A 24,624-nucleotide genomic window follows, 5' to 3' on the forward strand; every position below is an offset into this window, starting at 1 on the left:
GCTCAGGAAATTTCACGAATGCCAACTAGACTTTAACCTGAGGTGAAAATTGAAGTGCGTAGCGTGACCATTAGCTTTATGTATTCAGCACAATAATGTCAGGTTGGCATAAGGGTTGCTCTACACATTAAAGAATATCTTCCGGGGGCTGATTCACCCTTTACTATGCTCCTGGTACCTGTGCTAAAAACGAAAGGACGGGCATGCCATGAATATATTCGATCACTATCGTCAGCGTTATGAAGCTGCCAAGGACGAAGAGTTCACTTTGCAAGAGTTTCTTGCAGTATGTAAGCAAGATCGCAATGCATACGCCAACGCGGCAGAAAGACTATTAACGGCTATCGGCGAGCCGGTAATGGTCGACACCGCCCATGAGCCTCGTCTTTCACGCTTATTCTCTAATCGTGTTATTTCGCGCTATCCGGCATTCGAGGAATTTTACGGCATGGAGGAAGCGATTGAGCAAATCGTCTCCTACCTGAAACATGCCGCTCAGGGCCTTGAGGAGAAAAAGCAGATCCTCTACCTGTTGGGTCCGGTCGGCGGCGGTAAATCCTCACTGGCGGAACGCCTGAAATCGCTGATGCAGCGCGTGCCAATTTACGTGCTGAGCGCCGACGGTGAGCGCAGCCCGGTAAACGATCACCCTCTGTGTCTGTTTAACCCGCAGGAAGACGCCAACATTCTGGATAAAGAATACGGCATACCACGGCGTTACCTTGGCACAATAATGTCACCCTGGGCGGCCAAGCGCCTGCATGAGTTCGGTGGAGACATCAGCCGCTTTAAAGTGGTCAAGGTCTGGCCGTCGATTCTGGAACAGCTGGCGATTGCTAAAACCGAGCCGGGTGATGAAAACAACCAGGATATCTCCGCGCTGGTCGGTAAAGTAGATATTCGCAAGCTGGAAAACCACGCGCAAAACGATCCTGACGCCTATGGCTACTCCGGCGCGCTGTGCCGGGCAAACCAGGGGATCATGGAATTCGTTGAGATGTTTAAAGCGCCCATCAAGGTGCTGCATCCGCTGCTGACAGCCACCCAGGAGGGTAACTACAACGGCACCGAGGGGATCTCCGCGCTGCCGTTCAATGGCATCATTCTGGCCCACTCCAACGAATCGGAATGGGTGCAATTCCGTAACAACAAAAATAACGAGGCGTTTCTTGACCGCGTTTATATCGTCAAGGTGCCATACTGCCTGCGGGTTTCGGAAGAAATTAAGATTTATGAGAAGCTGCTCAATCACAGCGAGCTGACCCACGCGCCCTGCGCGCCCGGTACGCTGGAAACGCTGTCGCGCTTTTCAATATTGTCACGCCTGAAAGAGCCAGAAAACTCCAGCATTTATTCAAAAATGCGCGTCTATGATGGCGAGAGCCTGAAGGATACTGATCCTAAGGCTAAGTCTTATCAGGAGTATCGTGATTATTCCGGCGTCGATGAAGGCATGAACGGCTTATCCACCCGCTTTGCCTTTAAGATCCTGTCGCGAGTTTTCAACTTTGACCACGTTGAGGTAGCCGCCAATCCGGTACATCTGTTCTACGTGCTTGAGCAGCAAATTGAGCGCGAGCAGTTCCCTCAGGATCAGGCGGAGAAATACCTCGAACACCTTAAAGGCTATTTGATTCCCAAATATGCCGAATTTATTGGTAAAGAGATCCAAACGGCTTATCTGGAATCCTACTCTGAATATGGTCAGAACATTTTTGATCGCTATGTGACCTATGCAGACTTCTGGATTCAGGATCAGGAGTACCGCGATCCCGATACCGGTCAGCTATTTGACCGTGAATCGCTGAACGCCGAGCTGGAAAAAATTGAAAAACCCGCCGGCATCAGTAATCCCAAAGATTTCAGAAATGAAATCGTTAACTTTGTACTGCGCGCGCGGGCGCAGAACAATGGTCGCAACCCCAACTGGACCAGCTATGAAAAGCTGCGCACGGTAATCGAGAAGAAAATGTTCTCCAATACCGAAGAGCTGCTGCCGGTGATTTCATTTAATGCGAAAACCTCCACGGACGAACAGAAAAAACATGATGATTTCGTTGACCGTATGATGGAGAAAGGATATACCCGCAAACAGGTCCGCTTGCTGTGTGAATGGTATCTGCGCGTACGAAAATCGTCATAGTATTAGCCGCAACTAGCGCCAAAAGTGCATTAACGGGGTCAGGTTTATCTGACCCCTTGCCAGTAAGTTTGGGGGATATATGTCCTATTTCATCGATCGGCGCCTTAACGGTAAAAACAAGAGTGCGGTAAATCGCCAGCGCTTCCTGCGCCGTTATCGTACCCAAATCAAGCAGTCGATTTCCGAGGCCATCAACAAACGTTCGGTGACCGACGTTGAGAACGGCGAGTCCGTTTCCATTCCTATTGAAGATATTAACGAACCCATGTTTCATCAGGGACGCGGCGGCGAACGCCATCGGGTCCATCCGGGTAACGACCATTTTGTGCAAAACGATCGCGTTGAACGCCCCCAGGGAGGCGGTGGCGGTGGTAGCGGTCAGGGCGATGCCAGCAAAGATGGTGACGGACAAGACGAATTCGTCTTTAAGATCTCAAAGGATGAATATCTCGATTTGCTGTTTGAAGACCTTGCCCTACCCAATCTGAAAAAAAACCAGCAGCGCCAGCTTAATGAGTATAAAACGCATCGTGCCGGTTTCACCTCAAACGGCGTGCCTGCCAATATCAGCGTGGTTCGCTCATTACAAAACTCGCTGGCCAGGCGGACGGCCATGACCGCCGGCAAAAGGCGTATGCTGCACGAGCTGGAAGACGCGCTGGCTGAGGTTGAAAAAGCCGAACCCGCACAGCTGCTGGAGCAGGAACGCTTACGTAAAGATATCGCCGAGCTCAAAGCGCGCATCGCGCGGGTTCCCTTTATCGATACCTTCGATCTGCGCTATAAAAATTTTGAAAAGCGGCCAGAGCCCTCCAGTCAGGCGGTGATGTTCTGCCTGATGGACGTATCCGGCTCAATGGATCAGGCAACCAAAGATATGGCGAAACGCTTTTATATTTTGCTGTATCTGTTCCTCAGTCGTACCTATAAGAACGTCGAGGTGGTCTATATCCGCCACCACACCCAGGCGAAAGAAGTGGATGAGCAGGAGTTTTTCTACTCGCAGGAAACCGGCGGAACTATCGTATCCAGCGCGCTGAAGCTCATGGATGAGGTGGTTAAAGAGCGTTACGATCCGCAGCAGTGGAATATTTATGCGGCGCAGGCATCGGATGGTGACAACTGGGCAGATGACTCTCCCCTTTGCCACCAGATTCTGGCAAAGAATATCCTGCCGGTGGTGCGCTATTACAGCTATATAGAGATTACCCGGCGCGCCCATCAAACCCTGTGGCGTGAATACGAACATCTGCAGGCCACCTTCGATAACTTTGCTATTCAGCATATCCGCGAACCGGAAGACATCTATCCGGTATTCCGGGAGCTTTTTCACAAGCAAGCTGAAGAAAGTTACTGATATCCCAAAGCCGGATGCGCGCCATCCGGCTTTTTTTATCTCTGTCTGCGACGCAATGCCGAAGCATCCTCTCATTTAGCCCTTTTTTTAGCTGATAGCTTTACAAGAAAGGCGCTATTTTTACCTGACTTGATCATTTATGTCTTTCGCGACGATAAAATCAGGTTAACGTTGCTTATTACCCCGGTAATACAACAAACTATGTACTGCCCGGTAACAATCGCAGGAGATCCCCCCTTTGGAAGCCAGTGCCATTTACAGCGTTTTTATCATCGGTTCAGTGCTGGTGGCTTCCAGCATTTTGCTGAGTTCGTTCTCTTCACGCCTCGGCATCCCCATTCTGGTTATCTTTCTGGCACTGGGAATGCTGGCCGGCGTTGATGGCATTGGCGGCATCGTTTTCGATAACTACCCCGTTGCTTACATGGTCAGTAACCTGGCGCTAGCCATCATTCTGCTTGATGGCGGTATGCGTACCCAGGCAAGCTCGTTTAAAGTTGCCCTGTGGCCCGCGCTGTCGCTGGCAACCGTCGGCGTACTTATCACAACCGGCCTGACGGGCATGGCAGCTGCATGGCTGTTTCATCTCGACATGATCGAAGGTTTTTTGATCGGCGCCATCATTGGCTCAACCGATGCGGCGGCGGTGTTTTCGCTGCTTGGGGGTAAAGGGCTTAACGAGCGTGTTAACGCTACCCTGGAAATCGAATCCGGCAGCAACGACCCGATGGCCGTATTTCTGACCATCACCCTGATAGACATGATCCAGCGCGGGCAGACAGGCCTTGACTGGATGTTTGTCGTCCATCTGATTCAGGAGTTCGGCCTCGGCATCTTTATGGGCCTCGGCGGCGGATGGCTGCTGCTGCAAATGGTCAATCGCATTACGCTGGCCAGCGGGCTTTATCCGCTGCTGGCAGTCAGCGGCGGCATTCTTATTTTTGCCTTTACCACGGCCATTGAGGGCAGCGGTATCCTGGCGGTTTATCTGTGCGGATTTGTCCTTGGTAACCAGCCGATACGCAACCGCTATGGCATTTTGCAAACCTTTGATGGCATGTCCTGGCTCAGCCAGATAGGCATGTTTCTGGTACTCGGCCTGCTGGTTACGCCGTCCGATTTGTGGCATATCGCCATTCCGGCGATGCTGCTTTCACTCTGGCTTATTGTCGTGGCCCGACCAATGGCGGTTCTGGTCGGCTTACTGCCTTTTCGCGGATTTAATCTGCGCGAAAGGGTTTTTATCAGCTGGGTTGGACTACGCGGCGCGGTACCGATTATCCTCGCCGTATTCCCGATGATGGCCGGACTCAGCCATGCTTCACTGATATTCGATATTGCGTTTTTCGTGGTGCTGGTCTCGCTGATGGTGCAGGGAACCTCTCTCAGCTTTGCCGCCAGCAAGGCCCGGGTTATCGTACCGCCAACGGCATCGCCGATCTCGCGCATCGGGCTGGATATTCATCCGCAGAATCCCTGGGAACAGCTGGTCTATCAGCTCAGCGCCGATAAATGGTGCGTCGGCGCCGCATTGCGTGATTTACATATGCCGCGAGAAACCCGTATTGCGGCGCTGTTTCGCGATAATGTGCTGCTACATCCCACCGGTAATACCCGGCTGCGAGAAGGCGATATTATTTGCGTGATCGGCCGGGAACGCGACCTGCCCGCGCTGGGTAAGCTGTTTAGCCAGTCGCCGCCGGTTTCCCTTGACCAACGCTTCTTTGGTGACTTTATCCTTGAAGCAGATGCGCTGCTGCGCGACGTGGCACAGATCTATGGTCTGACGCTGGATGAACAGATTGACGGCCAGCAAACCCTTGGCCATCTGGTGCTGACAATGCTAGGGGCCGCGCCGGTGGTTGGTGACCAAATCGAGTGGAATAATCTGATTTGGACGGTGGCTGAAAAAGAAGAAAATCAGATAGTAAAAGTCGGGGTTCGCGTGCCGGAAGATAAAGCCTGAATCCCGCTTTAGCTCGATCTGTCAGCAAAACCGACTACGCTTATAGTTCATGCTTATGCAGAGGGGATGAATTATGAGCCATGTTATTCGCGTCGGGCGTTATGAGATCGTAGATGCAGAAATGAACGCTGGTAGTGCCAGCAAAACCAACGTCAATGAAGTCCACATCCCCTGCCTGACCAACCCCGGCCTGAGTTACCAGCTGGACGGCTGGGATGAGGACACCAGCATACCCGCCTGGATTGACGGTGAACAAGTGGACCTGGAAATCGGTCATTACGACAAAAATCATGACCGCTGGGTATTAAAAATTTCGGCCTGAAGTTATTCCCATAATATCTTTAAGATTATTTATACGATGAAATGATTTCATTTCATCGTATTCTTATTGTTACCGTCTCGTCATATTCTCATGCTCTTCTATTAATATCTTTTTGTTATCGAAGCAGTGCATTCTTTATTTTTTAGACCGGAGTGTTTTTGCTTTTAGGAATTACCCGTATTAACGCCAACAGCACCCTGCTGCATAATTCCGGTTAGATTTTTGCGATGAAACACAATGTCAAAAGATTGAACATAGGGTCTCATTGCGCATTTAATAGAAAAAAATCGGCGAAACACGCCACACAATGCATTGATAAACAGGAACTATTCACTGCAACCACCCCTGATAGCGTGCTTGATCCTCGTCAGGTTCATGGGTTCCTTATGAAAAGAGAGCAGGCATTATGGCAAGTACTCTGGTAATGAACGAGGGCCGTCGCACGTTCAGCGGCACCCGTAAAAATATTATTGCGAAATTAGCACTTAGCTTTTCGGATTTAGTCTCTATTAATCTGGCACTATTTTTGTCCACCGCTGCCGTTCAGGCAATATGGGGGAATCTGGATATATTTATCCCGCCACATGAGATTAAAGTTCGCTTTATTGCTCAGTTTGTTATGTCACTGGTGTGTACCGCCTGGTTCTGGACGCGCTTGCGTCATTACACCTATCGCAAGCCGTTCTGGTTTGAACTGAAAGAAATAATTAAGACGCTGGTCATTTTTTCCCTGCTGGATATGGCCTTGATTTCTTTCTCCAAATGGGATTTCTCTCGCATGCTGTGGATTTTCACCTGGGGCTTTGCCCTGATTCTGGTGCCACTGCTGCGTACCTGCGTTAAGCAGGCTATCCTGCGCGCCGGCCAATGGACCAAACAGACTATCATCATCGGTTCAGGCAGAAACGCCCGCGAAGCCTATGCCGCGCTGCAAAGCGAAGAGATGCTTGGCTATGAAGTTAAAGCGTTTGTTGCCACCAGCGGCGAAAACCGTCCGGAACATCTGAACGGCATTCCGGTTATCACCCATAAGGATATCGTCTGGGATACGGTCGATCTGGAAAATACCCAGTTCATCGTAGCGACAGAATATGAACAAAAGGCGTTAAGTGACAAATGGCTGAAGCTGTTATCGAAGAAGCGCTGCCGTTCGGTGTCAGTTGTCCCTGCCCTGCGCGGCGTGCCGCTGTACGGTACCGACATGTCGTTTATTTTCAGTCACGAAGTCATGATTCTGCGCGTCAGCAATAGCCTGGCCAAACGCTCCTCACGCTTCCTTAAGCGTGCGTTTGACCTGGTGGTTGCCTCAATGCTGCTGCTGTTCCTCGCACCGGCCTTTGGCCTGCTGTGCTGGCTGGTTTCCCGCGATGGCGGCAGCCCGATTTACGGTCACGAGCGCGTTGGTCACGATGGCAAAAAATTTAAATGCCTCAAGTTCCGCTCAATGGTAACTAACTCCCAGGAAGTGCTTGAACAACTGCTGGCAACCGACCCGGAGGCGCAGGCCGAATGGGATAAAGACTTCAAGCTGAAAAATGATCCGCGCATTACCCGTGTCGGCGGCTTCCTGCGTAAAACCAGCCTTGATGAACTGCCGCAGCTGTGGAACGTGATCCGGGGTGAAATGAGCCTGGTCGGACCGCGTCCGGTGATTGAAGCAGAGCTGGAACGCTATGCCGGCGACGTTGATTACTACCTGATGGCCAAACCGGGTATGACCGGACTCTGGCAGGTTAGCGGACGTAATGATATCGATTACGACACGCGGGTCTACTTCGACTCCTGGTATGTTAAAAACTGGGCGCTGTGGACCGACGTCGCCATTCTGTTTAAAACCGCTGGCGTTGTTTTACGCCGCGACGGCGCATACTAACCGCTCACTGTTCAGGCTGTTTGCACCAGCAGGCAGCCTGAATCGCTCTTCAGCCTTTCCTTTTTATCGTCAAAGCTCTACCCTTAGCCCTTCTTTTTTTGTTTTTACCATCTGGTCCGCATGCAAAAATTCACCCTGTTGTTGCTTACGCTGGTGCTGTTTGGCCCGCTGGGCATCGATCTTTACCTGCCGGTGCTGCCGCAAATCGCCATTGGCCTTGATGCACCCATCTCTCTGATGCAACTGACTATTCCCTTGTTCCTGCTTATCATGGGACTGGGGCAACTGGTCGCCGGACCATTGGTGGATAATTTCGGCCGTAAACCCATCGCCCTTTGCGGCATCGCCCTTTATCTGGTGGGCAGCATACTGGCCGCCTGCGCAGTAAGCTGGCAGCTTTTCTTTCTGGCGCGGGTGGTACAGGGCTGCGCGGTTTGTTGTACCGCGGTGGTGTCATTCAGCGGCGTGCGCGACCGCCTCGAAGGCGACGACGCTGCGCGCGCCTACAGCTTTCTTAACGGCGCATTGAATATCGTTCCGGCTCTGGCTCCGCTACTGGGCGGGCTGTTGGGCGCCAGTTTTGGCTGGCGCGCGCCCTTCTGGCTTCTCAGCCTGTATGCGCTGGTGATCGGCTCACTGGTGGTGTTTTTGCTGCCGGAAACCCGGCCAGAAGGGACGCTACGCGCCAGGGGAATTCCATTTCGCCAGTACGGCCTGATTATCAAACGCCCCGACTTCCTCGCCTTTGCTGCCGCCAATGCCGGAGTGATGGGCATGGTGCTTACCTACGTTTCTCTGGCACCGGAAGTGCTGATGAATCAGGGTAAACTTTCGCCACTGCAGTTCTCCTTCGCTTTCGGCGCTAACGGCTTCTGGATCATGTTGTTTAGCGTACTCGTTAACAAGATGATCCGTAAGGTGGGCCGTCCCAGATGTTTACTGGCCGGCAGCCTCGCCCAGCTGTGCGCAGCGCTGCTATTGCTGGCGGAAATCAGCCTGCTGCCAGCCGCAGCGCAAAGCGCCTGGTATTGCTATATGCTGCCGGTTGTTATCGCCTGTGCGGGCCTTGCCTGGACCGTTGGTCCGGCGACCAGCTACGCGCTGGAGCCCTGGCCGCAGCAGGCGGGCGTCGCTTCGGCGCTGATGGGGTTTATCCAAATGGCTGGCGGCGCGTCGGTGGGTATGCTGGTAATGGCGCTGCCGCTGAGCGAAAAAAGCGCCCTTATGCTGATGATGCTGCTCGGTACGCTGCTGTGCGCACTGGCATGGCGAATGAGTAAAAAAATGCGCGGCAGGATCACCGCGCTCTGATATTTAGTCGGCCACCACCACCGGCACTCGCGGGGCCAACGCGCACATTAGCTCGTACCCTACGGTGCCGGAAGCGGCTGCCACATCGTCAATTCTGACGTTATCACCCCACAATTCCACGCGCGTACCGATGTGTACTTCGGGGCACGGCGTGAGGTCAATCACTAACATATCCATCGAAATAGCGCCAACCGTGGTGGTTCTGGCGCCGTCAACGTAAACCGGGGTACCGGTAGGCGCATGGCGCGGATAGCCATCCGCGTAGCCACAAGCGACTACGCCTATCCGCTGCTCATCACTGGCCCGGTAACGGTGGCCGTAGCCGACGCCCTCACCGGGATACAGGTTTTGTATGCCGATAATTTCGCTTTCAAGCGTCATCGCAGGTCGCAAACCGGTGCTGGCGATATCCTGCCATTTACCGCTGGGGGAAGCGCCGTATAAAATAATGCCCGGCCTGACCCAATCATGATGCGTCTGCGGATGCCAGAGGGTGGCCGCCGAATTTGCCAGCGAGCGCGGCGAGGAGATATCCTTTGCAGCCAGCTCAATGCGACGCAGCGGCTCGACAATGCCTTGCGCTTCCTCAGCTCTGGCAAAGTGCGACATCAGCGTCATCTCACCGACATTGTCTAAATTGCGCAGTTTCTGCCAGGCATTGTGGACCTGTTCCGGCTGAAAGCCGAGGCGGTTCATACCGCTATTAACCTTCAGATAAATATCCAGGGGCGCGGAGAGCCGGGCCTGCGCCAGCGCCTGAATCTGCCAGTTGCTATGCACGCTGGTGGTCAACCGATAGCGATCGAGTATTTCCAGCTCCTCGGGAGCAAAAAAGCCCTCCAGCAGCAGGATGGGTTTTTTCCAGCCCTGTTCGCGCAGCAGTATTGCCTCTTCCAGATTCAGCAACGCAAAGCCGTCGGTATCACTGAGGCTTTGCCAGATGCGCGCCAGGCCATGGCCATAAGCGTTAGCCTTCACCACAGACCAGATATGAGATCTCCCCGCCGCCTGACGGACGACGGACAGATTGTGTCGCAACGCATCGCTATGAATGGTTGCGACAATAGGACGAGCCATATTTTCTCCTTTAACGCACGGCGCTTTTATCAGCGTGCGGCACCGGCGCTATATAATTTTCCGGCAGCGTTGCCGTCAAACCCTGGCAGATAACGTAGTACAGATAGATCATCGGCAGCAATAGCCGGCGTACGCCCTGAAACCAGATCGGCCAGCAGTTGACCCGAACCGCAGGCCATCGTCCAGCCAAGGGTGCCGTGTCCGGTATTCAGAAAAAGGTTGCTCAGCGGCGTCCGGCCGACTATCGGCGTACCGTCCGGCGTCATCGGGCGCAGCCCGGTCCAGAAACTGGCGCGGCCGACGTCACCGCCTTCAGGGTAAAGGTCGTTGACCACCATCTCCAGCGTTTTACGCCGCGCGACTAACAGTTCGTTGTTAAAACCAACAATTTCCGCCATGCCGCCAACGCGAATGCGATTATCAAAACGGGTGACGGCAACTTTATAACTTTCATCCAGCACGGTGGAGACCGGCGCGGCATCAGAATTGGTCACGGGAACGGTCAGCGAATAGCCTTTTAGCGGATAGACCGGGATATCAACAATATCCTTCAGCATGGCGGTCGACCAGCAGCCGAGCGCCATGACGAAGGCATCGGCGGTCAGCGTTTCCGCGCCACACTTTACCGCCACGATACGATTGCCTTCGCGCACCAGCCGATCAACAGCAACGCCAAAGCGGAACGTCACGCCTGCGGCGCGCGCCATTTCGGTCAGATGATGGGTAAACAGCTGACAGTCGCCGGTTTCATCATTAGGTAACCGCAGGCCGCCAGTTAGCTTGTGCCGGGTCGCCGCCAGCGCCGGCTCGACGCGCGCCAGCTCGTCGGCGCGCAGCAGCTCATAGGGCACGCCCGCCTCTTTCAGCACGGCAATATCTTTGCTGGCGTTGTCAAACTGCTGATCGGTGCGAAACAGCTGTAAGGTTCCGCCCTGCCGCCCTTCATAGGCGATGCCGGTCTGTTCGCGCAGAGCTTTCAGGCAGTCGCGGCTGTATTCGGCAAGTCGCACCATGCGACTTTTATTTTGCTGATAGTGGCGCATATCGCAGTTACGCAGCATTTGCCACATCCAGGCCAGCTGAAAGCGACTGCCGTCAGGACGTATCGCCAGCGGCGCATGACGCTGAAACATCCACTTGATGGCCTTGAGCGGCACACCGGGCGCCGCCCAGGGGGCAGCGTAGCCTGGTGATATTTGCCCGGCATTTCCCGCACTGGTTTCCATCGCGGAATCCGGCTGACGTTCAATCACGGTAACCTCATGACCTGCCTGCGCCAGATACCAGGCGCTGGTAACGCCGATAACGCCGCTCCCCAGAATGACTATTCGCATAACCGCTCCGCATTGCTGAAAAGAATAAAATACTAATTTATTGCCCTGTGCGCCGACAAATACTCCAAAGCGATGACGCAACCTTAGCGTCTGTATTTCACCTCTTTTTTTGCATTTTGGTAACAAAAACTCAGCACAGGCGATGAATTCAGAACTTCCTAAAGACAAGCGCCACTTTGCAGTAGCAAACACTAACAGATAGCAAATTCAACGCCCTTACCAGCAGAAAGCTGGGCATTCCCTGCCCTCAAGCCTCATCAGTATTAACAACTGGTTAAAACATCCGTCACAGAATTTAACTTTGCTCAGCTTCGACAGCCGGCAGCAGTGGCCCTGTAGCGCAAGATTTCCGTTGCTTTAACCCCAGAGATAACAGAGAGTGAACTATCATTAAAGATGAAGTTGTGATTCCGGATCTGGCCGGCACGGAGATGCTGCGACAGATCATGAAATAAACGGTTTGGGCCGGTGCCTGACCGCTTGTTATTAAGGGGTGCGCTATGACAACAATCTTTGACGATCCAATTAAGGACAGCAAACGACTCAGTGATGGACCCGACTGGACTTTCGATCTGCTTGACGTCTATTTGCATGAAATAGACCGCGTCGCCAAACATTACCGCCTGGAAACTTACCCACACCAAATCGAGGTTATTACCTCCGAGCAGATGATGGACGCCTACTCCAGCGTCGGTATGCCAATCAACTATGCGCACTGGTCATTCGGTAAAAAATTCATCGAAACGGAGCAGCGCTATAAGCACGGCCAGCAGGGGCTGGCTTATGAGATTGTGATTAATTCTAATCCCTGTATTGCTTATCTGATGGAAGAGAACACCATGACCATGCAGGCGCTGGTGATGGCTCATGCCTGCTATGGGCATAACTCCTTTTTCAAAAATAACTATCTGTTTCGCAGCTGGACCGACGCCAGCTCAATTGTTGATTACCTGATTTTTGCCCGCAGCTATATAGCCCGCTGCGAAGAGCGCTACGGCGTTGAAGAGGTGGAAAAGCTGCTCGACTCCTGCCATGCGCTAATGAATTACGGCGTGGATCGCTACAAACGCCCGCAAAAGATTTCGCTGGAAGAAGAAAAAGCGCGCCAGAAAAGCCGCGAAGAGTACCTGCAAAGCCAGGTGAATACGCTGTGGCGCACCCTGCCGCGACGCGAACGGGAAGAAGCGCAGGCCCAGCAGCAACGTTTCCCCTCTGAACCGCAGGAAAATCTGCTGTATTTTATGGAAAAAAACGCGCCACTGCTGGAATCATGGCAGCGTGAAATTCTGCGCATCGTGCGCAAAGTCAGCCAGTATTTTTATCCGCAAAAGCAAACGCAGGTAATGAATGAGGGCTGGGCGACGTTCTGGCACTATACCATTCTCAACCATCTGTATGACGAAGGTAAAGTTACTGACCGCTTTATGATGGAGTTCCTCCATAGTCATACTAACGTTGTTTTTCAGCCGCCGTATAACAGCCAGTGGTACAACGGCATTAATCCTTATGCGCTCGGCTTCGCTATGTTTCAGGATATTAAGCGTATCTGTGAAGCGCCGACCGAAGAAGATCGCTACTGGTTCCCGGACATAGCAGGCAAAGACTGGCTGGACACCCTGCATTTCGCTATGCGGGAATTTAAGGACGAAAGCTTTATCAGCCAGTTCCTGTCACCGAAGGTGATGCGCGACTTCCGCCTGTTCACCGTACTGGATGACGATCGCAATAATTTCCTGGAAATTGCCGCGATTCACGATGAGGCCGGCTATCGGGCGATCCGCCAGCAGCTCTCCGCACAGTATAATCTGAGCAATCTTGAACCCAATATTCAGATTTATAACGTCGACCTGCGCGGCGACAGATCGCTGATGCTGCGTTACGTGCCGCAAAGCCGTACGCCGCTGGATAAGAGCCGTCGTGAAGTGTTAAAACATGTGCATCGCCTGTGGGGCTTTGATGTGCATCTGGAACAGCAAAATGAAGATGGCTCGGTGGAACAGCTGGATCGCTGTCCACCACGCACCGTGACACTGTAACTATGGCACGGCATTTCCGATAACCCCTCTGCTGGCGAGGCGGTTAAAAAAACCGGTCATTGACCGGTTTTTTATTATCATCAGGAGCTTTTCAACCGACTGGTTTCCTGCTGGGGCATTGACAGTTGCATGCCGTGCCAGATCTCTCCGCTGCGGCGGCCATAATCACGCACCACGTCGACTACCCGGTCAGGGTGCTGCTGCTGGCAAAGCGCCAACAGTTCAGTATAAAAATTGCGCGCCAGCTGGCGGGCTTCCGGGTTGGAGAAATAGTGACGCCCTACCCGGGTGTATAATCCCTTAAGTCCGTTGAGGATCAAACCGTAGATGGGATTGCCGGAAGCGAATGCCAGGCCACGGAAAATGCCATAGTCGAGATCCGTATAGGCATCCGCTTTATCTTCGACCGTCTCGGCTGAACGAAGTACCGCCTGCGCTTTTTCCGGAAAGTTGCGCACCGCACGACGAATAAAAATTGAGGCAATATTCGTCCGCACTGAGAGCAAATTATCGATCAGTTGCGGAACGCTGTCGTGATCCAGACGCGCCAGGGTTTCAAGAATATTCAGCCCTGAAGTTTCCCAAAAGTCATTAACCCGGGTCGGTTTGCCATGCTGGATTGTCAGCCAGCCATCGCGAGCCAGACGCTGTAAGACTTCACGCAGCGTGGTTCGCGTTACACCGATCAGTTCTGACAGCTCACGTTCAGCGGGTAAAATAGTTCCTGGCGGAAAACGGTTATTCCAAATACTTTCAATAATATATTCTTCCGCGAACCCTGCAGGGCTCTGCGCTTTTATGACCATAGCGTTTATTTTCCGTGGTAGGGATAATGCTATAAATTGTTACTCATCATACCAGAGGCATTCTGTGCTATATAGTCTGCTAACGCCGGATTTGGATATATATCAAACAAAAATCAGTTGGTAGCACCGGCGTTTAAGCAGCCTATGTTGCTGGCGGGGATTTTTTTACATTTTGTTTAATTTAAGTCATTTATCAGGGCTATCTTTTGTCATCTGACGGGCTGGCAGCACCTTGTTTTTCGTTTAAACTTCCCGTTTAACAGTTATTCATGGAACGTTTTATGCTGACTTATCTTAATCGCTGCTCTCAGGGACGCGGAGCCTGGCTACTGCTGACGCTTTCAGCGCTGGCGCTGGAATTAGTAGCGCTTTGGTTCCAACATGTTCAGGGGCTGATGCCCTGCGTGATGTGCATTTATGAACGCTGCGCGTTGTTTGGCGTCATGGGCGCAGGTATCGTTGGCGTCATCGCGCCGCGTACGCCGCTGCGCTGGCTAGCGATTTTGATTTGGATTTACAGCGCCTGGGAAGGCCTGCGTCTGTCATGGCAACATACCATGCTGCAGCTGCATCCCAATCCTTTCGCCACATGCGACTTCGCAGCCAGCTTTCCGGGCTGGCTGCCGCTGGACCACTGGCTTCCTGCGGTATTCGTCGCCAGCGGCGACTGCTCAGAACGCGGCTGGACGCTGCTGAATCTCAGCATGCCCCAGTGGCTGATTGCCACTTTCGCCGTGTATCTACTGATCGCCATTCTGGTGCTGATCGCTCAGCCTTTCCGGGCGCGCAAACGGACTATTTTCTCAAATTGAGACGTCGGGGGCGCTGGCTCCCAACAAATTTCACATCCCGCCGCCCGGAATGTCATCCGACGGTCTATGATCAAAAAGTAAGCGTCATAACAAGGAGATGTGATGAAAAAAATACTACTGCTATCTCTTGTACTGTCATTCGTCAGCGGATGCTCAGCGTTTTCGCCCAATTCAGATCCGGCGCCGAATCAGGCGGCTAAATCAACCGACAGCAAGGCTCAGCCCTGCAACAACGCTGACGGCAGCTGCGCTAAATCGGTATCACCGTCTTTTCATTAGTCGATCGATTACCCCGGCACCGCCGGGGTCTGTCAGACTCAGGCAGGACGCCTGATAATATGATCTTCCCAGTCAATGACTTCGCTTTCACGTACGGCAATGTGCCGGACTGAAATACGCTGCGCGTGCATGGCGGTTTTCGATCCGCTGCGCAATGGGTGCCACGCAGGCAGCGGTTTTCCCTCCGCCAGCAATCGATAAGCACAGGTCCATGGCAGCCACGAAAAGGTTGGAAGATTTGTCCGCGTTAGCTTGATGCAATCGGGTTCGTATTCGAAGCGACGTTCATAATTTTTACAGCCGCAGGTTTTAATGTTCAGCTGATCGCAGGCGACATTGGTAAAATAAATCTCGTCGCTCTCTTCATCCTGAAGCTTATTTAAACAGCACTGCCCGCAGCCATCGCAAAGCGATTCCCACTCCGCGTCGGTCATCTGTTCAAGGCTTTTACGCTGCCAGAATGGAAGTTCGCTCATCATTATTCCCGCTCGTTGAGAAAGCTGCACCTTATAAAGCTTAGCAGCGACAGATGCAAGCCCCGGCGCAGATTCAATGCGTCTATAGCACTCTGGTGGCAATCCCATAGCCAGCCAGCGACACCTCCAGGGTATCGCCTGACGCCATCGGCCCCACGCCCTCCGGCGTACCGGTTAACACGATGTCTCCCTCCCGCAGGGTAAAAAACTTACTCATATAAGCAATAAGCGGCAGTATGGGGGTTATCATGTCAGCGGTATTGCCGCTCTGGCGCACACTGCCATTAACCAGCAGCCTTAATTCAGTATTTTGCGGATCGGAGGAAAACTCGGCGGCGGGGATAAAACCGGAAATCGGACAGGCATTATCAAAGCCCTTGGCCTTTTCCCACGGCTGTCCGGCTTTCTTGCAGCCGGCCTGAATATCACGAAGCGTCAGGTCCAGTGCCACACCGTAGCCAGCAATCGCCTGACGGACGTGATCTTCCGTCGCCTGCTTGAGAGTCGAACCAATTAATACCGCCAGCTCTACCTCATGGTGTACCGCGCCCATATTTTTTGGGATCGACAGCGGCTGACGGATATCGCACAGGGCAGTTTCCGGCTTAATAAATAGCACCGGTTCGACCGGCGTTGCACTACCCATTTCGCTAATGTGTTTGGCGTAGTTGCTGCCAACGCATATCACTTTATTAACAGGATAATCTAACGGAGTGCCCTGCCAGTTATGGTGCTGATACATGTTGTTCCCTCGCTGATTAATCAGGGAGCATCGGCAGCAGCCGACGCCGGTTTTGCCAGTACGTCAGCCATCATACCAACGCTCAAAGCGAAATAATAAGAACGGTTCCAGCGCATAATCGTGCGGAAGTTGTCAAAAACCATAAATGCCCGGTTCTGCGCATCGTCAGGCAGAATTATCCAGGCGCGCTGCTGCGGTGACGGCGCCGGAGCGGATAGCGTTACGCCCGCCGCCTGCCACTGGGCAATGGTACGCCCCTGGCCTTCACGGGTACCGGCTTTCTGACGATCGAAGCTGTCCGGCAGCGAAACCTGCTGGCCCCAGCGTTCACCGGCCTGCCATCCCTGTGAAGCAAGGTAGTTGGCCGTTGAGGCAAAAACGTCATCAACATTGTTCCAGATATCGATCTTACCGTCGCCATCACCGTCGGCGCCGTAGCGCAGAAAAGAGCTGGGCATAAACTGGCTTTGCCCCATTGCGCCAGCCCACGAGCCTTTCAGTTCGGCAGCAGAAATCTGCTGGCGCTGAATAATTTTTAAGGCCGCCAGCAGTTCATCGGTAAAGAACCGTTCACGGCGGCCTTCAAACGCCAGCGTCGCCAGCGCTGAAACAACCTCTTCTTTGCCCTGAATTGCACCATAGCGGCTTTCCATCGCCCACAGGGCGACGACGTAAGCAGGCGAGACGCCGTAACGGGCCGCAACCTGCTGCAGTTGCTGGTGATACTTCCCGAGGTTCTCGCGCCCCTGCTCAATCCTTTCCGGCGTCATAATGCGCGCCAGATAGTCATCAAGCGTGAACTTTTTTTCCGGCTGATTGCGATCGGAGGTGACGGCGTGATCGACGAAGTGTACCCCGATGAAGCCGTTGGTGATGGTCTGCTCATCAATACCCGCCTGGCGGGCTTGCTGTTTAAGCTGTTCCACATACGCGGGGAACTCGGCTGGATCGCGCCCCGTCTCAGCAAGCGTTGAGGCTGAAGGCTGCGCCGGCGACGAATTGGAGAGCGGTTTCTTCGCGGGCGCATCCGCAGAATTAAGCAAATGCCCCTGTGCAGGCGTGGTGGACGCAGAATTAAGCAAATGTTCCTGTGCAGGCGCACTACCTGCGTCCGCGCAGGTTGACTGCGACAGGCCACTGCCCAGCGCCAGCAAAGCGGCGATAGCAATAATATTATGTTTGCGGGACTTCATCCGGGATTCCTTATATTGTTTATTTTCGCCGCAATTAATTGCCGCATGGGGGTAAATCTGGCGAAAATATTTGCAGATGATTCCTAAACTGGCTTTTTGCTGTTCTCCAGATGGGTTTGCAACAAACTTTCAGGGGTTGGCGGAATCTGCAAATAAAACCCCTGTTCGTTAAGCGCTGCGGTCACTTTTTCCAGCTCGGCGTTAGCCAGTTTCTTGCGCCCGTCAAGGGGTAACATCATGGCGAACTGCGGTCGTCCAAAACTGCGTAAAAGCGCCTCAGGCACCCGGGAAAAATCATCTCTTTTCTCAACATACAGATAAGTCTGATCGCGATGGGGACTTCTGTAGATCACACAAAACATATTTTTTACTCGAATTAACCTGGCAGGCATCTTGCCTGAATATAGCTCTAACTATAACATGCTGGCATAACTTCGTAATATTCTCCCGCCGCGATTAAGCATCATGAAAACTGGCATAATTTAAGCAGGGACGATAACAGGACTGAGTTGGTATCGATGTCGCAAGCGCCAATTGAGCTAAAGGGCAGTAGTTTTACGCTGTCGGTTGTTCACCTTCATCACCCGGAACCGGAAACGGTTCGCAAGGCGTTGCAGGACAAAGTAGATCAGGCTCCGGCCTTTTTAAAAAACGCGCCCGTCGTGTTAAATGTTTCCACGCTGGACGGTGACGTTAACTGGCAGCAGATGCAGCAGGCAATCGCCTCAACAGGATTGCATATTGTTGGCATCAGCGGCTGTAAAGACGACAGGTTAAAGCGTCTGATCGGCCGGGCCGGTCTGCCGCTGCTTAGCGAAGGCAAGCAGCAGAAAAAGCAGGAAGCAGCCCCGATTGAAGAGGTCAAAACGGTCCCTGCGCCGTCTGAAGCCACTAAAACGCGTCTGATTAGTACACCGGTGCGCTCCGGGCAGCAAATCTATGCCAAAAACAGCGATCTCATTGTTACCAGCAGCGTCAGCGCTGGTGCCGAGCTTATTGCTGATGGCAACATTCATATTTACGGCACGATGCGTGGTCGGGCGCTGGCAGGCGCCAGCGGGGACCGGCAGTGTCAGATTTTTTGCAGCAGTTTATCTGCAGAACTGGTCTCTATCGCTGGCGAATACTGGATAATGGATCAGATACCTGCCGATTTTTTTGGAAAAGCGTCCCGACTCTGTCTGCAGGACGGCGTTCTGACAATACAGAAATTGTACTGAGCAGGCTCTACAGCCCTATTTTGTAAGGAAATCACTTTATGGCACGCATTATTGTAGTTACTTCGGGCAAAGGGGGCGTTGGAAAAACCACCTCCAGCGCTGCCATCGCGACCGGTCTCGCGCTGAAAGGTAAAAAGACCGTGGTGATCGATTTCGATATCGGTCTGCGAAACCTTGACCTGATTATGGGCTGCGAACGCCGCGTGGTGTATGACTTTGTTAACGTCATCCAGGGCGATGCCACGCTGAACCAGGCGCTGATTAAAGATAAGCGCACGGAAAAACTCTATATCCTGCCGGCATCCCAGACCCGCGATAAAGACGCGTTGACGCGCGAAGGTGTGGAAAAAGTACTGAATGACCTGACGGCGATGGATTTCGATTTCATCGTCTGCGATTCGCCTGCTGGTATTGAAACCGGCGCGCTGATGGCGCTCTATTTCGCTGATGAGGCAATCATCACCACCAACCCGGAAGTCTCGTCGGTGCGCGACTCAGACCGCATCCTCGGCATCCTGTCGTCTAAATCGCGCCGCGCCGAAAACGGCCAGGATCCGATCAAAGAGCATCTGCTGCTAACCCGCTACAACCCTGGCCGGGTTAATCGCGGTGATATGCTGAGCATGGAAGACGTGTTGGAAATTTTGCGCATTCCGCTGGCGGGCGTCATTCCTGAAGACCAGTCGGTACTCAGTGCCTCCAACCAGGGTGAGCCGGTTATTCTGGCCGCCGAATCCGATGCAGGTAAGGCCTATGCTGATACGGTAGACCGACTGCTTGGCGAAGAACGCCCCTTCCGCTTTATTGAAGAAGAGAAGAAGGGTTTCCTGAAACGCCTGTTTGGGGGATAAGACATGGCACTCCTTGATTTCTTTTTATCCCGTAAAAAAAACACTGCGAACATAGCCAAGGAGCGGCTGCAGATCATTGTTGCAGAGCGTAGAAGAGGCGATATGGAGCCTCACTATCTGCCGCAGTTGAAAAAGGATTTACTGGAAGTGATTTGCAGATACGTCAAGATCGATCCGGAAATGCTGACGGTTAAGCTGGATCAGAACGACGACGACATTTCTATTCTGGAACTCAATGTCACGTTGCCGGAGACGGAAGAAACGCCGAAATGATGCGGTATTATCTGGCAAGCTCCCCTGCTGACTGTCAGCAGGGGAACAGATGCCAGGCCGCTTACGTTGCCAGCAAAATATCTATTCGCTGCTTTAACAGATCGCCACGCCAGCCGCTTACCAGCTCAGGAATGCGCTCCTGTGGTTTTAGCTGCCAATGCCAGTTCAGCAGCTGGTTTATCTGGCGACGTGAAGCCAGCAGCTCCGGGCTTAACCCCGTTTCCTGTGCTACTTCAGCAATCTGCGCCTTAATTTCTTTAAACAGCCGTTTGTAGTCCGGCATATCAACCAGGTTTGTCAGCGCATCAGGCAGTGACGATTCGTCCAGCGCATTCGCGGCAACAACCAGCGCCAACAAACGCTTGCCGTGATAACGAATTTCCTGGCCGGGGATGCCTAAGTGGTCTAATTCTCCCAACGTGCCCGGCAGATAGCGCGCCACCTTCCACAGATTTTCTTCACGTACAACAAAATTAACCGCCAGATCTTTTTGCCGCGCCTGTTCCAGTCGCCATGCAGCCAGCAGCTGAAGAACACCAAGCTGGCGCGGGCGTAGCTGCCAGGCATTGGTGATATCGCGCCATGCCTGTTCGGGATCGGTGATTTCCTGACGTCGCTGGCACAAAAGCTGGCACTCGTTTAGCGCCGCGGCCAGCCAGCCAGCCTCGCGGGTCTCCTCAACCAGGCGCAACGCCACCGGCAGCAAATACCAGACGTCGGCAGCGGCATACTGGCACTGTTTCACGGTCAGCGGACGCGCCAGCCAGTCGGTCCGCGCTTCACTTTTATCAAGGGCTATACCGGTGTAATTCTCTACCAGGCTGGCAAACCCCAGTGACATCGCCTTACCGCAAAAAGCGGCGAGGATTTGGGTGTCGATCATCGGCGTTGGCATCACGCCATACTGGTGCAGAAATACTTCGAGGTCTTCACTGCCGGCATGGAGGAACTTCGTTACCGCCGGGTTCTGTAGCAACGCAATAAATGGCTGCCAGTCACTGATTTCAATCGGGTCGATCAGGCTAATTTGTTCACCATCAAACATCTGGATAAGCCCGAGGCGTGGATAATATGTTCTGGTGCGAACAAACTCGGTATCCAACGCCAGCGCCGTTTTTTTCCCGGCAGCAGCGCAAACCGCCGCCAGCTCAGCGTTTTCGCTAATCATGGTGTAATTCAACATAGGGTCTCTTTTTTGCCCGCCTGGCGGGTTAATCTTCGCTAATAAAAACGCCGGTCTCACCGGCGTTTTTACTTGTATCCCTCAGCAATGCGGCAGTCAGCCGCCCTGCTTTGCCGCTTTAATGGCTTCATCGCGCAGCTCGCGACGCAGTATTTTGCCTACGTTGGTTTTTGGCAGCTCCTGGCGAAACTCAACCAGTTTAGGCACCTTATAACCGGTAAGATGCAGCTTACAGTGGGCGATCAGCTCCTCTTTGCTCAGCGAATCATCCTTTTTCACCACGCAAATCTTAACCATCTCGCCGGCGACGTCATGTGGCACGCCGATAGCCGCCGCTTCACGCACTTTTGGGTGCTGCATCAGCACATCTTCAATCTCGTTGGGATAGACATTAAAACCGGAAACCAGAATCATATCTTTTTTACGATCAACGATACGTAAAAAGCCCTCTTCATCCACGGTAACAATATCACCGCTGTGAAGCCATCCATTTTTCAGCACTTCATCAGTGGCATCCGGACGCTGCCAGTAGCCAAGCATAACCTGCGGACCGCGAATGCAAAGCTCTCCCGGTTCACCCGGCGCCACTTCATTGCCCTCATCATCTACCAGACGGATATCGGTTGACGGCACTGGCAGACCGATGCTGCCGGTGTGATGGGTGATGTCATGGGGGTTGACGGACACCAGCGGTGAACATTCGGTCAGGCCGTAGCCCTCCAGCAGGAAACGCCCGGTGAGCTTTTCCCAACGTTCAGCCACCGCTTTCTGCACCGACATTCCCCCGCCGGCGGACATGCGTAGCGTTGAGAAGTCGATGTTGTGAAAATTAGGATCGTTCAGTAAGGCGTTAAACAGCGTATTGACGCCCGTCAGCGAGGTAACGGGATATTTGCTGATTTCTTTAACCAGACCGGGAATATCGCGCGGGTTGGTTATCAGTAAATTGCGCCCGCCCAGCTCGGCAAACAGCAGACAGTTCACCGTCAGGGCGAAAATATGGTAAAGCGGCAGCGCGGTGACCACCGTTTCGTCACCGTCACGCAGCAGAGAGCCATAGGTCGCTTTTGTCTGCGCCAGATTCGCCTGCATATTCCGGTGTGTCAGCATCGCGCCTTTAGCCACCCCGGTGGTGCCGCCGGTGTATTGCAGAAACGCCAAATCGTTATTATCAATCGTCGGGCGCTTATAGCTCATAACGGCGCCCTGCTGTAGCGCACTGCGAAACGAAATAGCCCCCGGCAAATTATACTTCGGCACCAGACGCTTAACGTATTTGACCACGAAGTTAACCAGCGAGCCTTTCACCGGCGATAGCTGATCGCCAAGGCGGGTGAGCATCACATGGCGAATCTGGGTTTTTGCCACCACTTTTTCCAGGGTATGGGCAAAGTTGGAGACGATCAGAATGGCCTGAGCTCCGCTGTCATTCAGCTGATGCTCCAGCTCGCGCGGCGTATAGAGAGGATTAACGTTAACCACTATCATACCGGCACGCAGCACCCCGAACAGCGCGATGGGATACTGCAAAAGGTTCGGCATCATCAGCGCCACGCGGTCGCCTTTTTTCAATCCCAGCCCCTGCTGTAGCCAGGCAGCGAAAGCGCGGCTGCGGCGGTCGAGCTGGCGAAACGTCATGCTGCGGCCCATGTTAACAAACGCGGTTTTATCACCGTAGCGCTTAACAGCCTGCTCGAAGAGGTCAACTAATGACGTATAGCGGTCGGCATCAATTTCTGCCGGAACATCTGCAGGATAACGATCCAGCCAGACCTTTTTCAACTCAGCACCTCGAAAGTTATTATTGGTTGTCATCGCAACCCCCTCGCACGCATTTTATTAACATTATTTTAACTCAGCGTACCAGTTTGCCATCCTCCGGATGTGCAGGTTGCGAAGCCCATCACTAAAATTTAGCGCATGATTTAAAAAGCAATAAACGCCCTGCCATGGTTTAGCATGACAGGGCGTTCAGCGATAAAATTTATTCAGTCAGAAAGGTCTCGACCTGCGCCGGTCCGGGGTTGTACCAGCCGTAGGGCGGCGGTCCCCAGTAACCGCGATGGCGGCCCGGTCCTGGTCCATACCAAATCCAGGGGTCGATCGGCGCGGGCGGTGATACGATTTGCTGCGCCAGGCGCCAGCGCTGATAGCCGGTTGCATCCACGGTGATAAAGTTATAGTTCGCCTCACCAACTTTACCCTGGCGGGTTCCGGTGATGGGGCCTACCACCGTGACCCACTGGTTATTAAAATCAACCGGATCGACAAAGCCATTGATGCGGGCAAACAGCCGTCCGATGGATGGCGCCCCCAGAATTGGCCGTCCAAAATCGTCAAGCCGGGTCGCAGCGATTTCCAGCAGCGTGTGGCCATTTTCGTTGGTCACTTTCACCACCTTACCGCCAAAGCGTGATTCCTGCCCGACGTACAGCTGAGGTGCGTTCATCACCCGGACCAAATCCTGCTGCGGCGTCGGTGACGTTCCCTTAATTGAATCAGGTACGCTGACGCACCCCGTCAGCAGCAAAACACCCGCGCAAAGCGCGGCGGTGAGTAAAGCTAATTTGCGCATAAAATTCTCCTGAATACCGCTAATTAGACTCAGCGCACAATGAATAGTTGCCTGCTCTACTCACGTCCCGGTAATTTTTTCCATGCAACGTCATTACGCAGATAAACCGGCTCGGCATGCTCAGCGTCCACCACCGCGCCGCGGGCCAGCGCCGCAGCGGCCAGCGGCAGCATATCCTGCGCGGCGGGAAGCGTTACCTCACAGCGTGCCAGATTAAGTTTACTGCGCTCCGTCAGCTGCGGCCAGGCCTGCCAGCCGGTTCCTACCGGCGCCCAGTCACCCTCAAGCTGCGACATCCGAAGCTGCGCTGCCTCCGGCTTTAGTACGGCTTCAGTCACCTCACCCTGCCAGCCGCCGTCGCTATCGCGCAGGTACTGCGCCCAGTAAACTTCGCCCATCCTGGCATCGATAGCCGCCAGCACCCGCTGCGCGCGCTGCAGGCGCCAGGCGCCCTCGGCCATGGTTGCCAGGGTGGAGATGCCCATCATTGGCAATCCGGCGCCAAACGCCAGCCCCTGAGCAATACCGATACCAATACGCACGCCAGTAAAGCTTCCCGGACCGCGGCCAAAAGCCAGCGCATCGAGCTGATTAAGCGTCAGCTCTGCTTCAGCCAGAACCTGTTGCACCAGGGGTAATATGCGCTGGGTGTGTTCACGCGGGCACAGCTCAAACTTTGCCAGCACCTGCTGACCATCCAGCAAGGCGACGGAACAGGCTTCAGTGGCGGTATCCAGCGCCAGAATACGGGTTGACATGCTTACTCCTGGACTCACAATTTTCGGCGCGCATCAT

22 protein-coding genes are annotated in these 24,624 nt (G+C 53.4%); 11 read left to right on the forward strand and 11 right to left on the reverse strand.

Features of this window, described 5'->3' with window-relative positions; all coding sequences use genetic code 11:
* Window positions 1–208: 208 nt before the first annotated feature.
* From yeaG to BTJ39_RS08705, 6 genes are all read left to right on the forward strand, one after another.
* Window positions 209–2,143, forward strand: coding sequence for a protein kinase YeaG (yeaG, locus tag BTJ39_RS08680; protein WP_078002283.1), 1,935 nt, complete (start codon window positions 209–211; stop codon window positions 2,141–2,143).
* Between the two features lie 79 nt (window positions 2,144–2,222).
* A complete protein-coding gene (locus BTJ39_RS08685; protein WP_078002284.1) occupies window positions 2,223–3,500 on the forward strand; it encodes a YeaH/YhbH family protein in 1,278 nt (425 codons plus the stop codon).
* Window positions 3,501–3,738: 238 nt separating this feature from the next.
* Entirely contained in the window at window positions 3,739–5,466 is a 1,728-nt protein-coding gene (locus BTJ39_RS08690) for a potassium/proton antiporter (RefSeq protein ID WP_078002285.1), read from the forward strand.
* 73 nt (window positions 5,467–5,539) lie between these two features.
* Window positions 5,540–5,788, forward strand: coding sequence for a DUF1480 family protein (locus tag BTJ39_RS08695; RefSeq protein WP_078002286.1), 249 nt, complete (start codon window positions 5,540–5,542; stop codon window positions 5,786–5,788).
* A gap of 406 nt (window positions 5,789–6,194) precedes the next feature.
* Entirely contained in the window at window positions 6,195–7,661 is a 1,467-nt protein-coding gene (wbaP, locus tag BTJ39_RS08700) for an undecaprenyl-phosphate galactose phosphotransferase WbaP (protein ID WP_078002287.1), read from the forward strand.
* Window positions 7,662–7,781: 120 nt separating this feature from the next.
* Window positions 7,782–8,972 carry a multidrug effflux MFS transporter gene (locus BTJ39_RS08705; protein WP_078002288.1) on the forward strand — a complete coding sequence of 397 codons (1,191 nt, stop codon included), beginning with the start codon at window positions 7,782–7,784 and terminating at the stop codon, window positions 8,970–8,972.
* 3 nt (window positions 8,973–8,975) lie between these two features.
* On the opposite strand, the gene dadX is transcribed toward BTJ39_RS08705, so the two are convergent.
* A complete protein-coding gene (gene dadX / locus BTJ39_RS08710) occupies window positions 8,976–10,049 on the reverse strand; it encodes a catabolic alanine racemase DadX (RefSeq protein ID WP_078002289.1) in 1,074 nt (357 codons plus the stop codon).
* Window positions 10,050–10,078: 29 nt separating this feature from the next.
* Entirely contained in the window at window positions 10,079–11,383 is a 1,305-nt protein-coding gene (locus tag BTJ39_RS08715) for a D-amino acid dehydrogenase (protein ID WP_078002290.1), read from the reverse strand.
* Window positions 11,384–11,883: 500 nt separating this feature from the next.
* On the opposite strand from BTJ39_RS08715, the gene BTJ39_RS08720 reads away from it, so the two are divergent.
* Window positions 11,884–13,419: a SpoVR family protein gene (locus BTJ39_RS08720; RefSeq protein ID WP_078002291.1), complete on the forward strand. Its 1,536-nt coding sequence runs from the start codon at window positions 11,884–11,886 to the stop codon at window positions 13,417–13,419.
* A gap of 80 nt (window positions 13,420–13,499) precedes the next feature.
* On the opposite strand, the gene fadR is transcribed toward BTJ39_RS08720, so the two are convergent.
* The gene (fadR, locus tag BTJ39_RS08725; RefSeq protein WP_078002292.1) at window positions 13,500–14,225 is read right to left on the reverse strand and encodes a fatty acid metabolism transcriptional regulator FadR; all 726 of its coding nucleotides are present in this window, start codon (window positions 14,223–14,225) and stop codon (window positions 13,500–13,502) included.
* A 281-nt stretch (window positions 14,226–14,506) separates the two neighbouring features.
* On the opposite strand from fadR, the gene dsbB reads away from it, so the two are divergent.
* Window positions 14,507–15,037: a disulfide bond formation protein DsbB gene (gene dsbB / locus BTJ39_RS08730; RefSeq protein ID WP_078002293.1), complete on the forward strand. Its 531-nt coding sequence runs from the start codon at window positions 14,507–14,509 to the stop codon at window positions 15,035–15,037.
* Between the two features lie 317 nt (window positions 15,038–15,354).
* On the opposite strand, the gene BTJ39_RS08735 is transcribed toward dsbB, so the two are convergent.
* The 4 genes from BTJ39_RS08735 to BTJ39_RS08750 form a co-directional block, all read right to left on the reverse strand.
* Window positions 15,355–15,792, reverse strand: coding sequence for a YcgN family cysteine cluster protein (locus BTJ39_RS08735; RefSeq protein ID WP_078002294.1), 438 nt, complete (start codon window positions 15,790–15,792; stop codon window positions 15,355–15,357).
* An 82-nt stretch (window positions 15,793–15,874) separates the two neighbouring features.
* The gene (locus tag BTJ39_RS08740) at window positions 15,875–16,534 is read right to left on the reverse strand and encodes a fumarylacetoacetate hydrolase family protein (RefSeq protein WP_078002295.1); all 660 of its coding nucleotides are present in this window, start codon (window positions 16,532–16,534) and stop codon (window positions 15,875–15,877) included.
* Window positions 16,535–16,554: 20 nt separating this feature from the next.
* The gene (locus tag BTJ39_RS08745) at window positions 16,555–17,727 is read right to left on the reverse strand and encodes a lytic murein transglycosylase (protein WP_078002296.1); all 1,173 of its coding nucleotides are present in this window, start codon (window positions 17,725–17,727) and stop codon (window positions 16,555–16,557) included.
* Between the two features lie 83 nt (window positions 17,728–17,810).
* The gene (locus BTJ39_RS08750) at window positions 17,811–18,089 is read right to left on the reverse strand and encodes a YcgL domain-containing protein (RefSeq protein ID WP_078002297.1); all 279 of its coding nucleotides are present in this window, start codon (window positions 18,087–18,089) and stop codon (window positions 17,811–17,813) included.
* A 156-nt stretch (window positions 18,090–18,245) separates the two neighbouring features.
* Here BTJ39_RS08750 and minC point away from each other — a divergent pair, with 156 nt between their 5' ends.
* From minC to minE, 3 genes are read left to right on the forward strand one after another with little or no spacing between them, the layout of a single operon-like run.
* Window positions 18,246–18,947, forward strand: a complete 702-nt coding sequence (gene minC, locus BTJ39_RS08755) for a septum site-determining protein MinC (RefSeq protein ID WP_078002298.1) — start codon at window positions 18,246–18,248, stop codon at window positions 18,945–18,947.
* Window positions 18,948–18,985: 38 nt separating this feature from the next.
* Entirely contained in the window at window positions 18,986–19,798 is an 813-nt protein-coding gene (minD, locus tag BTJ39_RS08760) for a septum site-determining protein MinD (protein ID WP_078002299.1), read from the forward strand.
* A gap of 3 nt (window positions 19,799–19,801) precedes the next feature.
* Window positions 19,802–20,071: a cell division topological specificity factor MinE gene (minE, locus tag BTJ39_RS08765; RefSeq protein WP_078002300.1), complete on the forward strand. Its 270-nt coding sequence runs from the start codon at window positions 19,802–19,804 to the stop codon at window positions 20,069–20,071.
* Window positions 20,072–20,132: 61 nt separating this feature from the next.
* On the opposite strand, the gene rnd is transcribed toward minE, so the two are convergent.
* The 4 genes from rnd to tsaB form a co-directional block, all read right to left on the reverse strand.
* Window positions 20,133–21,251: a ribonuclease D gene (gene rnd, locus BTJ39_RS08770; RefSeq protein ID WP_139356329.1), complete on the reverse strand. Its 1,119-nt coding sequence runs from the start codon at window positions 21,249–21,251 to the stop codon at window positions 20,133–20,135.
* Window positions 21,252–21,350: 99 nt separating this feature from the next.
* Entirely contained in the window at window positions 21,351–23,036 is a 1,686-nt protein-coding gene (gene fadD / locus BTJ39_RS08775; RefSeq protein WP_139356330.1) for a long-chain-fatty-acid--CoA ligase FadD, read from the reverse strand.
* A gap of 202 nt (window positions 23,037–23,238) precedes the next feature.
* Window positions 23,239–23,829: a Slp family lipoprotein gene (locus BTJ39_RS08780; RefSeq protein WP_078002303.1), complete on the reverse strand. Its 591-nt coding sequence runs from the start codon at window positions 23,827–23,829 to the stop codon at window positions 23,239–23,241.
* 56 nt (window positions 23,830–23,885) lie between these two features.
* Window positions 23,886–24,587, reverse strand: a complete 702-nt coding sequence (tsaB, locus tag BTJ39_RS08785; RefSeq protein WP_078002304.1) for a tRNA (adenosine(37)-N6)-threonylcarbamoyltransferase complex dimerization subunit type 1 TsaB — start codon at window positions 24,585–24,587, stop codon at window positions 23,886–23,888.
* Between the last annotated feature and the right edge of the window lie 37 nt (window positions 24,588–24,624).

This window comes from Izhakiella australiensis (assembly GCF_002006995.1).
In the GTDB taxonomy this organism is placed as follows: domain Bacteria; phylum Pseudomonadota; class Gammaproteobacteria; order Enterobacterales; family Enterobacteriaceae; genus Izhakiella; species Izhakiella australiensis.

What these genes read in the sequence shown, in the direction of transcription:
- yeaG (WP_078002283.1), top strand. Translation starts at nt 209, where the DNA reads ATGAATATATTCGATCACTATCGTCAGCGTTATGAAGCTGCCAAGGAC.
- BTJ39_RS08685 (WP_078002284.1), top strand. Translation starts at nt 2,223, where the DNA reads ATGTCCTATTTCATCGATCGGCGCCTTAACGGTAAAAACAAGAGTGCG.
- BTJ39_RS08695 (WP_078002286.1), top strand. Translation starts at nt 5,540, where the DNA reads ATGAGCCATGTTATTCGCGTCGGGCGTTATGAGATCGTAGATGCAGAA.
- wbaP (WP_078002287.1), top strand. Translation starts at nt 6,195, where the DNA reads ATGGCAAGTACTCTGGTAATGAACGAGGGCCGTCGCACGTTCAGCGGC.
- BTJ39_RS08705 (WP_078002288.1), top strand. Translation starts at nt 7,782, where the DNA reads ATGCAAAAATTCACCCTGTTGTTGCTTACGCTGGTGCTGTTTGGCCCG.
- dadX (WP_078002289.1), bottom strand. Translation starts at nt 10,049, where the DNA reads ATGGCTCGTCCTATTGTCGCAACCATTCATAGCGATGCGTTGCGACAC.
- BTJ39_RS08715 (WP_078002290.1), bottom strand. Translation starts at nt 11,383, where the DNA reads ATGCGAATAGTCATTCTGGGGAGCGGCGTTATCGGCGTTACCAGCGCC.
- BTJ39_RS08720 (WP_078002291.1), top strand. Translation starts at nt 11,884, where the DNA reads ATGACAACAATCTTTGACGATCCAATTAAGGACAGCAAACGACTCAGT.
- fadR (WP_078002292.1), bottom strand. Translation starts at nt 14,225, where the DNA reads ATGGTCATAAAAGCGCAGAGCCCTGCAGGGTTCGCGGAAGAATATATT.
- dsbB (WP_078002293.1), top strand. Translation starts at nt 14,507, where the DNA reads ATGCTGACTTATCTTAATCGCTGCTCTCAGGGACGCGGAGCCTGGCTA.
- BTJ39_RS08735 (WP_078002294.1), bottom strand. Translation starts at nt 15,792, where the DNA reads ATGAGCGAACTTCCATTCTGGCAGCGTAAAAGCCTTGAACAGATGACC.
- BTJ39_RS08740 (WP_078002295.1), bottom strand. Translation starts at nt 16,534, where the DNA reads ATGTATCAGCACCATAACTGGCAGGGCACTCCGTTAGATTATCCTGTT.
- BTJ39_RS08745 (WP_078002296.1), bottom strand. Translation starts at nt 17,727, where the DNA reads ATGAAGTCCCGCAAACATAATATTATTGCTATCGCCGCTTTGCTGGCG.
- BTJ39_RS08750 (WP_078002297.1), bottom strand. Translation starts at nt 18,089, where the DNA reads ATGTTTTGTGTGATCTACAGAAGTCCCCATCGCGATCAGACTTATCTG.
- minC (WP_078002298.1), top strand. Translation starts at nt 18,246, where the DNA reads ATGTCGCAAGCGCCAATTGAGCTAAAGGGCAGTAGTTTTACGCTGTCG.
- minD (WP_078002299.1), top strand. Translation starts at nt 18,986, where the DNA reads ATGGCACGCATTATTGTAGTTACTTCGGGCAAAGGGGGCGTTGGAAAA.
- minE (WP_078002300.1), top strand. Translation starts at nt 19,802, where the DNA reads ATGGCACTCCTTGATTTCTTTTTATCCCGTAAAAAAAACACTGCGAAC.
- BTJ39_RS08780 (WP_078002303.1), bottom strand. Translation starts at nt 23,829, where the DNA reads ATGCGCAAATTAGCTTTACTCACCGCCGCGCTTTGCGCGGGTGTTTTG.
- tsaB (WP_078002304.1), bottom strand. Translation starts at nt 24,587, where the DNA reads ATGTCAACCCGTATTCTGGCGCTGGATACCGCCACTGAAGCCTGTTCC.